Genomic DNA, 13,896 nt, shown 5'->3' on the forward strand with positions numbered 1-13,896 from the left:
GCAGAGCCGGAAGCCGAAGGGGCGGCCGCGCAGGCCGAGGCCGTCGACGAAGCGCCGAGCGAGTCCGAGCCTGAGGCTGAACCGGAGCTGGAGCCGGAGGCGCCGGAGGTGACCGCGCCCGCGGCGGAGGCTGACGTTGCCGAGGGTGAGGCGGCAGAGCCGGAAGCCGAGGGGGCGGCCGCGCAGGCGGAGGCCGTCGACGCGGCACCGAGCGAGCCCGACGCCCAGGAAACCGAGGCGGACGACGCCGGGACCGAAGCGCCTACCACCGAAGCCGACGCCGCGCCCAGCCCCGCCGCGCGGCCCACGTCGGACGATGCCGGCTCGACGCGCCCGGGTTGGCGGAATCGACTGAGAACCATCAGGCGGCGCTCGGGCCGATAGCCGGCTGGCAGAAGCCGGCTGTTCTGGCATGCTGGGACCGTGACCGACCAGCCATCGGCCGCCGAGCCTGGCCCCCCGTACCAGCAGCCGGGATACCCGCCGCCGTTTCCACCGCCATACCACCCCGAATACTCGCGGCCGAGCGGTTACTACGACCCCTCGGCCCCGTTCGGTCGTCATCCCGTGACCGGCCAACCGTTCTCGGACAAGTCGAAAACGGTGGCCGGCTTGCTGCAGTTGCTCGGACTCTTCGGAATCGCCGGTATGGGCCGCATTTACATCGGTCAGACCGGGTTGGGCGTCATCCAACTGTTGGTGGGCTGGTTCACCTGCGGCGTGGGCGCGATCGTCTGGGGCACCATCGACGCATTACTGATACTGACCGACCGCGTTGCCGACCCGTCCGGTCGGCCGTTGCGCGATGGAACCTGAACAAGCCTCCCGGCCACCGGGGCTTCGTGGTCACCGGGGCGGCGCATACGCCGCTGCTGGTTCGGCCGTCCTGCTGGCGGGCGCGCTCGGATACGTCGCACTCGTGGACCCGCACAACACGAACTCGGTCTACCCGCAGTGCCCGTTCAAAGCCTTCACCGGCTGGAATTGCCCGGCCTGTGGCGGCCTACGGATGATGCACGATCTGCTGCACGGCGACCTGGCCGCCAGCATCAACGACAACATCTTCTTGCTGGTCGGCCTACCCCTGTTGGCCGGCTGGGTGATCACGCGCCGCTACCGCGGCCGGACCGCGTTATCAATCCCGGCCGTCGTCACCGTGGTGGTCGCGATGATCGCCTGGACCGTCGTCCGCAATCTGCCGGGCTTCCCCTTGATGCCAACAATTTCCGGCGGTTAGCGCAGCAAGCGGGTGCCGCCTTGGGTCATGCGACCCGCAGCAGCACCCGCCGACTGGTCAGAAGCTCACTCGCCGAAGCCGCTTGGCTCGGCCGGCGGAGGCGGCGGACCGCCCGGGGCAGCGCCAAGGCGGCTGGCCGCGAAGGCCGCACCCTGGTCGATCATGGCCCCACCGTCGGCGTAGCTGTTGTGCGCGGCGAAGTTCAGCCCCTCCGAGCACACCGGGTCATCGGTGGCGCATATCTTCATCGTCTTGGCTTGATACAGCGGGCCGATAGCGACCGGCGGCTGACCCAAGAACTCCATGGCGCGGGTATTCGGCAAGCCGAACAGCACAACGGAGCTGACGTGATTGGCCACCTCGGGATCCAGCGGTCGCGGCACAGTGTTGGGGTCCACCCCGTCCGGGACTGCCGCCGACGTGACGAACCCCATCACGGCCGCTCCTTGGGAGAAGCCGCTGAGCACCATCTGCGTCTTGGGACACGTGTGCGCCATGTTGTTCACGTGGGCGCCGGCGTCCCGAACCCCGTCCACACCCGTCGCCCACTGGTCGCTGGCGGGGTAGTTGACCGCATACACGCCCAACGACTTCCCGCCGATGCGCGGACGTAAATCGTTGATGAAGGCCTCGCCCGTCGGCCCGACACCCGGAGCCTCACCGGTGCCGCGCGCGAAGACCACCTCTGCATCAGGGCAGGGCTCGGCGGAAGCGATCGGGACGGCAGAGCCGGAAAGAATCGATGCGCTCATCCCCCACGCGGTGATCACCGCCGGACCGACGAAGCGAGCAACGTGCCGTGAAATCATGTCGCGATAAGTGCCCATACCAGCCCTCCGTCAAACCGGTCAATTTTTCGAAGTTGGTGCCTGTTCGCCGCACCATTGTTGCACGTGGCAATAATGTGACGCGACTGATGTCGACTGTTCTACCTGCATCGATTCCGCCCGTCGTGGCGATCATCACAAGAATCCTCAGAAGAACCCGAGGTAGACGCCGTCGCGCCACCCTCAGGCCGGTTAGCGGGACTATGCTTTGTCGTCGTGACTAGACGCGGGAAGATCGTCTGCACTCTGGGACCGGCCACAGCCAAAGATGACTTGGTCAGAGCGCTGGTCGAAGCCGGAATGGACGTCGCCCGATTGAATTTCAGCCACGGCGACTACAGCGATCACGAGACCGCTTACAAGAGGGTGCGGGCCGCCTCGGACGCGACCGGCCGAGCGGTCGGTGTGCTCGCCGACCTGCAGGGCCCGAAGATCAGGCTGGGCCGATTCGCCAGCGGGCCCACCTACTGGGCGGACGGTGAAACCATTCGGATCACCGTGGCCGACTGCGAAGGTAGCCACGACCGCGTTTCCACCACCTACAAGAGGTTGGCCGAGGACGCCACGTCCGGTGACCGGGTGTTGGTCGACGACGGCAAGGTCGGACTGGTGGTCGATCACGTCGACGGCGACGACGTCGTCTGCACCGTCACCGAGGGCGGCCCGGTCAGCAACAACAAAGGCATTTCGCTGCCCGGCATGAACGTGTCCGCACCCGCCCTGTCGGAGAAGGACATCGAGGACCTCACTTTCGCGTTGAACTTGGGCGTCGACATGGTGGCGCTGTCTTTCGTGCGCTCGCCCTCGGATGTCGAGCTGGTCCATGAGGTGATGGACCGAATTGGGCGGCGCGTGCCGGTGATCGCCAAATTGGAGAAGCCGGAGGCCGTCGACAACCTCGAAGCGATCGTGCTGGCTTTCGACGCCGTCATGGTGGCCCGCGGCGACCTGGGTGTCGAGCTGCCGCTGGAAGAGGTTCCCCTGGTACAGAAGCGGGCCATCCAGATCGCGCGGGAGAACGCCAAGCCGGTGATTGTGGCCACCCAGATGCTGGACTCGATGATCGAGAATTCGCGTCCCACCCGCGCCGAAGCCTCCGACGTCGCCAACGCCGTGCTCGACGGCGCCGACGCGCTGATGCTGTCTGGGGAGACGTCGGTGGGGAAGTACCCGCTGCAGGCGGTCAAGACGATGTCGCGGATCGTGTGTGCGGTGGAGCAGAATTCGACGGCCGCGCCGCCGTTGACGCACGTGCCGCGCACCAAGCGGGGCGTTATCTCCTACGCAGCACGCGACATCGGCGAGCGACTGGACGCCAAGGCCCTGGTCGCGTTCACCCAATCCGGGGATACCGTCCGGCGACTGGCGCGGCTGCACACTCCGTTGCCGCTGCTCGCCTTCACCGACCTGCCCGAGGTGCGCAGCCAATTGGCCATGACATGGGGCACCGAGACGTTCATCGTCGGGCACATGAAGTCCACTGACGGCATGATCCGCCAGGTCGACAAGTCGCTGCTCGAACTGGGCCGCTACAAGCGCGGCGACTTGGTCGTCATCGTGGCCGGCGCGCCGCCGGGCACCGTCGGCTCAACCAACCTGATCCACGTGCACCGGATCGGGGAGGACGACGTCTAGTTGTCCGACTTCGACGAGTTGCTGGCGGGACTGGATCTCAACCGGGTCGCCGACGACCGGTTCATCGGGTGCCATCCCACCAAAAATCCGATGCGCACCTTCGGCGGCCAGCTGATGGCTCAGTCGTTCGTCGCGAGCAGTCGCACGCTGACCCGCGACGACCTACCGCCCAGTGCGCTTTCGGTGCACTTCATCAACGGTGGCGATACGTCCAAGGACATCGAATTTCAGGTGACGCGCCTGCGCGACGAACGGCGCTTCGCCAACCGCCGCGTCGACGCGGTCCAGGACGGCGTCTTGTTGTCGTCGGCGATGATCTCCTACATGTCCGGCGGAGCGGGACTCGAGCACGCCGTCGAGCCGCCGCAAGTCCCGCCGCCGCACAGCCTGCCGACGATCGGTGATTTGTTGCGCGGCTACGAGAAGACGGTCCCGCACTTCGTCAACGCCTTGCAGCCGATCGAATGGCGCTACACCAACGACCCGGCCTGGGTGATGCGGGACAAGGGGGGACGGCTCGCCTACAACCGGGTCTGGGTGAAGGCGCTGGGCGTGCTGCCCGACGACCCGGTCCTGCACACCGCGACGATGTTGTACTCCTCGGACACCACCGTGTTGGACTCGGTGATCACCACCCATGGGTTGTCCTGGGGTTATGACCGCATCTTCGCGGCGTCCGCGAACCACTCGGTGTGGTTTCACCGGCCGGTCGACTTCAACGAGTGGGTGCTGTATTCGACGTCCTCGCCGGTCGCGGCCGATTCCCGCGGTCTGGGCAGCGGACACATCTTCGACAGCAGCGGGCAACTCATCGCCACCGTGGTGCAAGAAGGCGTGCTGAAATACTTTCCCGCCGTCCGCCGCTAGACCCCCGACGACCGCGGTACGTCCGATCCGCGGTTAACGAGGAGCCAGTTCCTGCGATGCCTTGCGGATGCCGAACGCCGACACCATCTCGAATACGCCGATCACTACCAGCCAGATACCGACGACCAGCGCCAGGGTGAGGATCGACTCGAACGGCGAGGCCAGTACGACGATGCCGGCGATCAGGCTGATGACGCCGATGAAGATGTTCCATCCTCGGCCGGGCAGCGTCGGATCATGGATCGCCGAAACGGTGGTGGCCACGCCGCGGAAGATGAAGCCGATGCCGATCCAAATCGCAAGCAGCAGAACGGCATTGCCGAAGTGACGGAAGGCGAGCACCGCCAGGATGAGTGAAGCGGCGCCGCTGATGAACAACAAGATGCGGCTACCGGCCGACACGTGCAGGCTGAACGCGAAGAAGACCTGCGCGATCCCGGTCAGGATGAGATAAACGCCGAAGGCGATGGCGGCCACCAGGATTGAGATCCCCGGCCAGGCCAGGACGAGGATGCCCAGGGCCACCGACAGAAGACCGGACACCAGCGTCGACTTCCACAGATGCGGCAGCAGATTCGGGACGGGGTTGGGAGCGGGAGCGGGAGCGGGACTGGACACGTGGCTTGGTTCCATGGCCAACAGTGTGACGCATGTGGCGGGTCTGGTACAGGGTCTGCAGGCTCAGACGCGGGCGGTGTCGGCGTCCTCGACGAGGGTGTCACTGGCCTGTTCGGTCTGCTTACGGCAGGTGAGATACCAGGTGCGCATGATGCCTTTGCCCTTGACGTTGATCCGGCCGCGTTCCTCGAAGTCGAAGTCGTCCTTGAGGCGCTGGTAGACGTCGTCGGGAACCTGGATCTGGCCGACGGAGTCGGTCGACTCCATCCGTGATGCGACGTTGACCGCATCGCCCCAGACGTCGTAGAAGAAGCGGCGTGAACCCACCACGCCGGCGACGACGGGTCCAGCCGCCAGGCCCACCCGCAGCGGCACCGATCGGCCGTGTGGGTCTTTGAGTTCGGCGGCCGCGGCGACCATGTCGAGGGCGAAGTCGGCCAGTGCGTGCAGATGATCGGGCCGTGGTCGGGGCACGCCGCTGACGACCATGTACGAGTCGCCGCTGACCTTGATCTTCTCCAGGCCGTGCTTGTCCACTAGGGCGTCGAAGGCGCTGTAGAGGCGATCCAGGAAGCGGACGAGGTCGGCGGGTGCGGTGCTGCTGGCCCGTTCGGTGAAGCCGACGATGTCTGCGAACAGCACCGAAGCGTCGTCGTATTTGTCCGCAATGATGCGCCGTTCCGGGTCCTTGAGCCGATCGGCGATGCTGGTCGGCAACATGTTGGCGAGTAAGGCCTCCGACCGCGCGTACTCGGCCTCCATGATCGCCTCGGCGCGTTGAGTGTCCCGCAGCGCGAACCACACCGTCACGACCACCATCAGGCAGGCGGAGAACGTCGTCACGATGAAGCTCAAGGACAGCGTCAGGGGCGACTCGATGCCGGTTGAGCGGGGCACCTCGAACTGCAGGCTGATGACGAGGGTGGCGCCGATGATCGCCAACGCGACGGCTAGCCGAATGTGCTCAACGCCGAGCTGCAGCACCACCAGGCTGGCGCTGGTGATCAAGTAGAACTGCACGCCCGAGCCGGTGCCCAGATTCCAGCAGATCAGGAAGATCACCAGGTACGCCGAGAAGGTGAAGGTCAGCGGCGCGACCAGCTCTCCGAAGCGATGCAGCAGCGGCACCGTCGCGAAGATTATCGCGGCGGCGGTGTTGATCGCCTGAATGTGCCAGACCAAGGGACCCGGCCAGACGCCCAATACGGTGAAGCAGGCGCAGACGATGACGGCCATGGCCGCGGTGATGTTGAGGACCCGGACTCGGCGAGCGGCGGTGTCGTCGTAGTGCTGTCTGGGAGCGCGGTTGTGCGCCCGCACCGCCGCTACACAGTCGGGGCGTTGATTCAGTCGGTCCGCTTCCGTCGGTGGGGCGCCGCACCTCTTAGCCACCACAAAGCCAAGGGTAACGGTTGAGCTCGACGTTTAGCGATGCCAGCAATGATTTACGGCGTCTTATCGCGGTGCCCTCGGTGAGATTCGAACTCACACTGTACGGGTTTTGAATCCGTTTCCTCTGCCAGTTGGGATACGAGGGCGGCTCTGACTTCTTCGGCTCCCTACCTTAGATGAGGCCCCCAGGTGACTGTTCACAGCCGCCCACGAGACAATGTCCGTCATGACGGGCCCCACCACCGACGCCAACGCCGCTCCGCCGCGCCGGGTCCTGATCGCTGAGGACGAAGCGCTCATCCGTATGGACCTGGCCGAAATGCTGCGAGAGGAGGGGTACGAGATTGTCGGCGAAGCCGGCGACGGCCAAGAAGCCGTCGAGCTCGCCGAGCGGCATACGCCTGATCTGGTGATCATGGACGTGAAGATGCCGCGCCGCGACGGGATCGACGCGGCCTCCGAGATCGCCAGCAAGCGCATCGCGCCCATCGTGGTGCTGACGGCGTTCAGCCAACGCGACCTGGTCGAGCGGGCGCGTGACGCCGGGGCGATGGCGTATCTGGTCAAGCCGTTCACCGCCAGCGACCTGGTCCCGGCCATCGAATTGGCGGTCAGCCGCTTCGGTGAGCTCACCGCGCTGGAACGCGAAGTCGAAACCCTCACCGACCGGCTGGAAACCCGCAAGCTCGTCGAACGCGCCAAGGGCGTGCTGCAGACCAAGCAGGGCATGACCGAGCCGGAAGCCTTCAAGTGGATTCAGCGGGCCGCGATGGACCGCCGCACCACGATGAAACGCGTCGCCGAAGTGGTGCTGGAGACGCTCGACACCTGACGTCACCGCCGCGAGCGTGCGTGTCTGTACACAGACACGCCGTGACGGCCGTACAACTGCGCACGCTCGCGACCCAGAAAGCCCGGGGGAGCGACTAGCGCGCGACTATCACCGACGACCCGTGTCCGAACAGGCCCTGGTTGGCGGTGATGCCGACCTTGGCATTCTCCACCTGCCGGCCGGTCGCCTGTCCCCGCAGCTGCCAGGTCAACTCGCACACCTGAGCGATCGCCTGCGCCGGAATGGCCTCGCCGAAACACGCCAACCCGCCCGACGGGTTGACCGGGATACGCCCGCCGATGGTGGTCGCCCCACTGCGCAGCAGCGACTCGGCCTCACCCCTGGCGCACAGACCCAAGTGTTCGTACCAGTCGAGCTCCAGCGCGGTGGACAGGTCATACACCTCGGCCAGGCTCAAATCGTCGGGACCGATACCCGCCTCGGCGTAGGCAGCGTCCAGGATCTGATCCTTGAACACCCGCTCCGGGGCAGGCACCACGGCCGTCGAATCCGTTGCGATGTCCGGCAATTCGGGCAGGTGCTGGGGATACTGCGGCGTCACGGTGCTGATCGCGCGCACCGACGGCACCCCGTCGGTCGAGCCCAGGTGCTTCTCGGTGAACGACTTGCTCGCCACGATCAGTGCGGCAGCACCGTCGGAGGTGGCGCAAATGTCAAGCAGCCGAAGCGGATCGGAGACGACGGGACTGGCCAGCACATCCTCGATCGAACTTTCCTTGCGGTAACGGGCATTTGGGTTGTTCAGCCCGTGCTTGGCGTTCTTGACCTTCACCTGCGCGAAATCTTCGAGGGTCGCGCCGTACAGGTCCATCCGCCGCCGCGCCAGCAGGGCGAAGTAGACGGTGTTGGTCGCGCCGATCAGGTGGAAGCGCTGCCAGTCGGGGTCACTCTTGCGCTCTCCGCCCACCGGGGCGAAGAAGCCCTTCGGCGTCGTGTCGGCGCCGATGACCAACGCGACGTCACAGAACCCGGCCAGGATCTGAGCGCGGGCGCTCTGCAGGGCCTGCGAACCGCTGGCACACGCCGCATAACTGGAGCTGACCGGCACCCCATTCCAGCCCAGCTTCTGAGCGAACGTCGCGCCGGCGACGAACCCCGGGTAGCCGTTGCGGATGGTGTCCGCGCCGGCCACCAACTGGATCTGACGCCAATCCAGCCCAGCCTCGGCAAGGGCGGCTCGGGCGGCGACCACACCGTATTCGGTGAAGTCGCGTCCCCACTTGCCCCACGGGTGCATGCCCGCGCCGAGGATGTACAGCGGTTCAGCACTCATGCGATCCTCCACGCGTAAACGATCCGCTCGACGCCGTCGTCGTCAGTGAACAGCGGCATCGTCGTCAATTCCATCTCCATACCGACCTTGAGATCGGCGGCCAGGGTCCCCTCGACCACTTTGCCCAGGACGATCAGGCCCTCGTCGGCCAACTGCACCGCGGCCACCGCGAACGGCTCGAAGGGGTCCGGGGAGGGATAGGGCGGCGGCGGTGCGTAGCGGTTTTCGGTGTAGCTCCACAGCGTCCCGCGGCGCGACAACGCGACGGACTCTAGTTCGTCGCCGTCGCAGCCGGGATTGGGGCAATTGTTCTCGCGCGGCGGGAATACGTAGGTGCCGCACTGCGGGCACTTACTGCCGATCAGATACGGGTTGTCCGCGTCGTCGGTGGCAAACCACCCGTCGATTGCCGGTTGTTGCAAGCTGACCTCTGGCACCGGGCCAGCCTATCCGCAGCGACCACAAAACTGAAACGTGTTGCAGTTCTGCGGGCGGCCACGCCGGCGTCGTGCGTCACACCGGGTGCCTAGAGTGTGAGCCGTGAGTACTGCCGTCGCCGCCAGTGAGGATTCCGCCAAGCCGACTCTGATGTTGCTGGACGGCAATTCGCTGGCGTTTCGGGCGTTCTATGCGCTGCCCGCGGAAAACTTCAAGACCCGCGGTGGGCTGACCACCAACGCGGTCTACGGCTTCACCGCCATGCTGATCAACCTGCTGCGCGACGAAGCACCCTCGCACATCGCGGCGGCATTCGACGTGTCGCGGCAGACGTTTCGCTCCGAGCGCTACCCCGAATACAAGGCCAACCGGTCCGCGACGCCCGACGAGTTCCACGGGCAGATCGACATCACCAAGGAAGTGCTCAACGCGCTGGGCATCACCGTGCTGTCCGAGCCCGGGTTCGAGGCCGACGACCTCATCGCCACCTTGGCCACCCAAGCCGAGCATGAGGGCTACCGCGTGCTGGTGGTCACCGGCGACCGCGACTCGCTGCAACTGGTCTCCGAGGACGTGACGGTGCTCTACCCGCGTAAAGGCGTCAGCGAGCTCACCCGATTCACCCCCGAAGCCGTCGTGGAGAAATACGGGCTCACCCCGAAGCAATACCCGGACTTCGCCGCGCTGCGCGGCGACCCCAGCGACAACCTTCCGGGCATCCCGGGAGTGGGGGAGAAGACCGCCTCGAAGTGGATCATCGAGTACGGCTCCCTGCAATCACTGGTCGACAATGTCGATTCGGTGCGCGGCAAGGTGGGCGATGCGTTGCGCGCGCACCTGGCCAACGTGATCCGTAACCGCGACCTGACGGAACTGATCCGCGATGTACCGCTGGCCCAGACGCCGGACACGCTGCGGCTACAGCCCTGGGACCGCGACCACATCCACCGCCTGTTCGACGACCTGGAGTTCCGGGTGCTGCGCGACCGGCTGTTCGAGACGTTGGCCGCCGTCGAACCCGAAGTCGACGAGGGCTTCGACGTGCGCGGCGGCGCGCTGGAACCTGGCACGGTCGCGCAGTGGCTGGCCGAGCACGCCGGCGACGGGCGCCGCTCCGGCCTGACCGTGGTGGGCACCCACCTGCCCCACGGTGGGGACGCCACCGCGCTGGCGATCGCCGCCGCCGACGGCGACGGTGCCTACATCGACACCGCCACCCTGACTCCCGAGGACGACCAAGCACTCGGCGACTGGCTGTCCGACCCCGCCAAGCCCAAGGCCCTACACGAGGCCAAGTTGGCCATCCACGACGTGGCGGGCCGCGGCTGGACCTTGAACGGCATCACCTCCGACACCGCACTGGCGGCTTATCTGGTGCGGCCGGGCCAGCGCAGTTTCGCCCTCGATGATTTGTCGCTGCGCTACCTTCGCCGCGAGCTCCGCGCGGATTCACCTGAACAGCAACAACTTTCGTTACTCGACGATATGGACGGGGTGGACGATCAGGCCGTCCAGACCGCCATTCTGCGGGCTCGGGCCGTCATCGATCTTGCCGATGCGCTGGACGCCGAGTTGGCCCGCATCGACTCCACCGCACTGCTGGGGGACATGGAGCTGCCGGTGCTGCGGGCGCTGGCCGACATGGAAGCTCACGGGATCGCCGTCGATCTGCCCATGCTCACCGAACTGCAAAGCCAGTTCGCCGATCAGATCCGCGACGCGGCCGAGGCCGCTTATGCGGTGATCGGCAAGCAGATCAATCTCGGCTCGCCCAAACAGCTGCAGGTAGTGCTGTTCGACGAACTCGGCATGCCGAAAACCAAGCGCACCAAAACCGGTTACACCACCGACGCCGACGCGTTGCAGTCACTGTTCGACAAGACCGGGCACCCATTCCTGCAGCATCTGCTGGCCCACCGCGACGTCAGCCGGCTCAAAGTCACCGTCGACGGTTTGCTGAACTCGGTAGCCGGCGACGGCCGCATCCACACCACGTTCAACCAGACGATCGCCGCGACCGGGCGGTTGTCGTCCACCGAACCGAACTTGCAGAACATCCCAATCCGCACCGACGCCGGCCGGCAGATCCGCGACGCGTTCATCGTCGGCAAAGGCTACGCCGAGCTGATGACCGCGGACTACAGCCAGATCGAGATGCGCATCATGGCGCATCTGTCCAGAGACGAAGGCTTGATCGAGGCGTTCAACACCGGGGAGGACCTGCACTCGTTCGTGGCATCCCGAGCCTTCGGTGTCCCGATCGAAGAGGTGACCGCCGAACTGCGCCGCCGGGTCAAGGCGATGTCGTACGGGCTGGCCTATGGGCTGAGCGCCTACGGCTTGGCCGCGCAGCTGAACATCTCCACCGAGGAGGCGAAGGTGCAGATGGACCAGTACTTCGCCCGGTTCGGCGGGATTCGGGACTACCTGTTCGCGGTGGTGGAGCAGGCCCGCAAGGACGGCTACACCTCCACCGTCCTGGGCCGTCGCCGCTACCTCCCGGAACTGGACAGCAGCAATCGGCAGGTCCGCGAGGCCGCCGAACGTGCCGCGCTCAACGCGCCGATTCAGGGCAGCGCCGCCGACATCATCAAAGTCGCGATGATCGAGGTCGACAAGGCCATCAAAGAAGCGGGCCTGGCCTCACGCATGCTGCTGCAGGTGCACGACGAGCTGTTGTTCGAAATCGCCCCCGGCGAGCGCGAGCAGGTCGAGGCGCTGGCCCGCGAAAAGATGGGCGGCGCTTACCCGCTGGACGTCCCGCTGGAGGTGTCGGTGGGGTACGGCCGTTCGTGGGACGCCGCGGCGCACTAATCCTGGTTGCGGCGATAGTTCGTGCTGGCATCTTCCCCGCGCGTCAACGGCGGCACGTGCTCGATCGTGCCCGCCGCCCGTGCCAGCCTCTTGCTCAACCTCTGACTGGCCCCGTGCATCCGACCGGTGGACCGGCGGCTGACCCGGTCGAGCCGGTCGCGGCCGCGGTCCAAGACGGTCAGCGGCGCGCCGGCCAATGCATTGCCCGGTGGGCGCCGGGCTACCACGGGATGCGGCCGAGTGGGCGCGGTGCGGCGCACCGCTTCCCACGCGAAGCCCAGTGCCACCAACCGGCGCCGGCTCATCGCACGCTGCAGCATCGGCAACAGCCGGTCCTCTTCGTCGCGGACGTCCTCGCGTAGCAGGCGCACAATGCGCTTGAACAGTTCGTGATGTTCAGCGCCGTCCGGATTGAGCTTTTCCAGTTTGGCGAACAGCTGGTTGATCTCCTGATGTTCGCGCTCGATCTCCAGCGTCAGGTGTTCCCCCTCGGGCACCCACCGGCGAATGGCCGGCCACAGCACCGACTCCTCGGCGAAAGCGTGTGGAAACACCAAGCGGCACAAGCGAGTTAGGTATTCTTGGCGTTCCGGTCCGCTGGATGCGTCGACGGCCTGGATCAGCCGGTCGAGTTCGATGTGATCGCGCTTCTGCCGCGCGAGCACACTGCGTGCGCCCCCCAGTTCAGTGAGGCTTTGGTCTGCAAGCGATGTCATGATCTCCTCCACCGCCAGCGGTTCCCTGCGTGGGAGTGCCTAAACACGCAAAGCTTTTCGACGTTTTAGGTTTGCCTTACTTGGGCCCGGGTACTGCGTGGAGGCCCGTACAGCCTGGTGCGGGGTCGCGGCCTGCGGGGCCGACCAATTGGCAATTGAATTGGGGTTTTTGATGTTTAGGCATACCGACTACATGCAGTTCGACGTCAAGCCGGAGAAGCCTGACCCCGTCTACGCGCGCAAGCTGCAAGAACTACTCGGCGGCGCGTTCGGGGAGATGACAGTCACCATGCAGTACCTGATGCAGGGCTGGAACTGTCGTATGAAAGGTAAGTACAAGGACCTGATCATGGACGTCGCGACCGAGGAAATGGGTCATGTCGAGATGATCGCCACCATGATCGCGCGGCTGTTGGAAGGTGCTCCAGCAACCGACGCCACGCAGAACGCCCTCGGTGATCCGGTAGTGGCCGCCGTGATGGGCGGTATGGATCCGCAACAGGCCATCGTGTCCGGCGGTGCACCGACGCTCTCGGACAGCCAAGGCCAGTCGTGGAACGGCAAGTACGTTGTGGCATCGGGGAATCTGCTCGCTGACTTCTACGCCAACGTCGCCGCTGAAGCGCAAGGCCGGGTGCAGACCGCACGGTTGTGGCACATGACTGACGACCCGGGCGTGAAGGCCATGCTGAAGTTCAACCTGGCGCGCGACACCTACCACCAGAACATGTGGCTGGCCGCGATCGAGGAACTTCAAGCCGACGGGTTGGAAGGCGTGGTGGCGCCCAACGACCTGCTGGACGAGGAATACCAGGAGCATGCCAGCGAGCTGTGGCACCTGTCCGACGGCCCCGACGCCGACAAGGGCCGCTGGGCCTTCGGTACCGGCCCCGACGGCAGCCACGCCATGCGGTTCCGGACCGACACGACCCCGCTGGGTGACCTCCAGCACGGGCCGCCGCCGGACCCCAAGCTCTATGTCACCTATGACGGCAGTTGGGGCGAGCCCCGTACGCCTGCATTCGGTACCGAAAAAGGTGTTGTCGGCAAGATCAAGGACGTGTTCGACCCCGACAAAACCTAGGCCTCAGTGGGCTTCAGCATCGAATCTGACTGCGGCAGCCACCCGCCATACCTCTGGGCTGGGGTATGGCGGGTCCTGCTGCGGGTGCCCAAGCGGGCCGCTAAGCTGCCTATGATCTCCCAGCTGAGCTGGCCGAGTTTGT

At 65.8% G+C, this 13,896-nt stretch carries 13 protein-coding genes and 1 tRNA gene; 7 read left to right on the forward strand and 7 right to left on the reverse strand.

Annotated features, from left to right (window positions below):
• The first annotated feature begins 423 nt into the window (after positions 1 to 423).
• On the forward strand, positions 424 to 816 hold the full coding sequence (locus tag I2456_RS11970) for an NINE protein (RefSeq protein WP_085073141.1): 393 nt from the start codon (positions 424 to 426) through the stop codon (positions 814 to 816).
• Positions 806 to 1,237: a DUF2752 domain-containing protein gene (locus I2456_RS11975; protein ID WP_085073140.1), complete on the forward strand. Its 432-nt coding sequence runs from the start codon at positions 806 to 808 to the stop codon at positions 1,235 to 1,237. Before I2456_RS11970 ends, I2456_RS11975 begins: the two co-directional genes overlap by 11 nt.
• A gap of 65 nt (positions 1,238 to 1,302) precedes the next feature.
• Here the strand turns inward: I2456_RS11975 and I2456_RS11980 are convergent, their stop codons facing one another.
• Positions 1,303 to 2,064 carry a cutinase family protein gene (locus I2456_RS11980; protein WP_068032287.1) on the reverse strand — a complete coding sequence of 254 codons (762 nt, stop codon included), beginning with the start codon at positions 2,062 to 2,064 and terminating at the stop codon, positions 1,303 to 1,305.
• Positions 2,065 to 2,280: 216 nt separating this feature from the next.
• Between I2456_RS11980 and pyk the strand changes: the two genes are divergently transcribed.
• On the forward strand, positions 2,281 to 3,699 hold the full coding sequence (pyk, locus tag I2456_RS11985) for a pyruvate kinase (RefSeq protein WP_068032289.1): 1,419 nt from the start codon (positions 2,281 to 2,283) through the stop codon (positions 3,697 to 3,699).
• Entirely contained in the window at positions 3,700 to 4,566 is an 867-nt protein-coding gene (locus tag I2456_RS11990; RefSeq protein ID WP_068159253.1) for an acyl-CoA thioesterase II, read from the forward strand. It begins immediately after the preceding gene.
• 33 nt (positions 4,567 to 4,599) lie between these two features.
• Here the strand turns inward: I2456_RS11990 and I2456_RS11995 are convergent, their stop codons facing one another.
• From I2456_RS11995 to I2456_RS12005, 3 genes are all read right to left on the reverse strand, one after another.
• Positions 4,600 to 5,199, reverse strand: coding sequence for an HdeD family acid-resistance protein (locus I2456_RS11995; protein WP_139823048.1), 600 nt, complete (start codon positions 5,197 to 5,199; stop codon positions 4,600 to 4,602).
• Between the two features lie 48 nt (positions 5,200 to 5,247).
• Entirely contained in the window at positions 5,248 to 6,579 is a 1,332-nt protein-coding gene (locus I2456_RS12000; protein ID WP_085073139.1) for an adenylate/guanylate cyclase domain-containing protein, read from the reverse strand.
• Between the two features lie 69 nt (positions 6,580 to 6,648).
• Positions 6,649 to 6,722, reverse strand: a tRNA-Leu gene (locus I2456_RS12005).
• An 80-nt stretch (positions 6,723 to 6,802) separates the two neighbouring features.
• Here I2456_RS12005 and I2456_RS12010 point away from each other — a divergent pair.
• On the forward strand, positions 6,803 to 7,408 hold the full coding sequence (locus I2456_RS12010; RefSeq protein ID WP_068032481.1) for an ANTAR domain-containing response regulator: 606 nt from the start codon (positions 6,803 to 6,805) through the stop codon (positions 7,406 to 7,408).
• A gap of 94 nt (positions 7,409 to 7,502) precedes the next feature.
• On the opposite strand, the gene I2456_RS12015 is transcribed toward I2456_RS12010, so the two are convergent.
• Positions 7,503 to 8,702 carry a lipid-transfer protein gene (locus I2456_RS12015; protein ID WP_085073138.1) on the reverse strand — a complete coding sequence of 400 codons (1,200 nt, stop codon included), beginning with the start codon at positions 8,700 to 8,702 and terminating at the stop codon, positions 7,503 to 7,505.
• The gene (locus tag I2456_RS12020; RefSeq protein WP_068032297.1) at positions 8,699 to 9,139 is read right to left on the reverse strand and encodes a Zn-ribbon domain-containing OB-fold protein; all 441 of its coding nucleotides are present in this window, start codon (positions 9,137 to 9,139) and stop codon (positions 8,699 to 8,701) included. Before I2456_RS12020 ends, I2456_RS12015 begins: the two co-directional genes overlap by 4 nt.
• 151 nt (positions 9,140 to 9,290) lie before the next feature.
• On the opposite strand from I2456_RS12020, the gene polA reads away from it, so the two are divergent.
• Positions 9,291 to 11,954, forward strand: coding sequence for a DNA polymerase I (polA, locus tag I2456_RS12025; protein ID WP_085073137.1), 2,664 nt, complete (start codon positions 9,291 to 9,293; stop codon positions 11,952 to 11,954).
• Here the strand turns inward: polA and I2456_RS12030 are convergent.
• A complete protein-coding gene (locus I2456_RS12030) occupies positions 11,951 to 12,670 on the reverse strand; it encodes a hemerythrin domain-containing protein (protein WP_085073151.1) in 720 nt (239 codons plus the stop codon). The genes polA and I2456_RS12030 overlap by 4 nt on opposite strands.
• A 172-nt stretch (positions 12,671 to 12,842) precedes the next feature.
• Between I2456_RS12030 and I2456_RS12035 the strand changes: the two genes are divergently transcribed.
• Positions 12,843 to 13,754, forward strand: a complete 912-nt coding sequence (locus tag I2456_RS12035; RefSeq protein WP_068032301.1) for a manganese catalase — start codon at positions 12,843 to 12,845, stop codon at positions 13,752 to 13,754.
• The last annotated feature ends 142 nt before the right edge of the window (positions 13,755 to 13,896 follow it).

This window comes from Mycobacterium kubicae (assembly GCF_015689175.1).
GTDB classification, from domain to species: domain Bacteria; phylum Actinomycetota; class Actinomycetes; order Mycobacteriales; family Mycobacteriaceae; genus Mycobacterium; species Mycobacterium kubicae.

Coding starts and splice junctions, on each gene's coding strand:
- I2456_RS11975 (WP_085073140.1), top strand. CDS start 806: ATGGAACCTGAACAAGCCTCCCGGCCACCGGGGCTTCGTGGTCACCGG.
- I2456_RS11980 (WP_068032287.1), bottom strand. CDS start 2,064: ATGGGCACTTATCGCGACATGATTTCACGGCACGTTGCTCGCTTCGTC.
- I2456_RS11995 (WP_139823048.1), bottom strand. CDS start 5,199: ATGGAACCAAGCCACGTGTCCAGTCCCGCTCCCGCTCCCGCTCCCAAC.
- I2456_RS12010 (WP_068032481.1), top strand. CDS start 6,803: ATGACGGGCCCCACCACCGACGCCAACGCCGCTCCGCCGCGCCGGGTC.
- I2456_RS12015 (WP_085073138.1), bottom strand. CDS start 8,702: ATGAGTGCTGAACCGCTGTACATCCTCGGCGCGGGCATGCACCCGTGG.
- polA (WP_085073137.1), top strand. CDS start 9,291: ATGTTGCTGGACGGCAATTCGCTGGCGTTTCGGGCGTTCTATGCGCTG.
- I2456_RS12030 (WP_085073151.1), bottom strand. CDS start 12,670: ATGACATCGCTTGCAGACCAAAGCCTCACTGAACTGGGGGGCGCACGC.
- I2456_RS12035 (WP_068032301.1), top strand. CDS start 12,843: ATGTTTAGGCATACCGACTACATGCAGTTCGACGTCAAGCCGGAGAAG.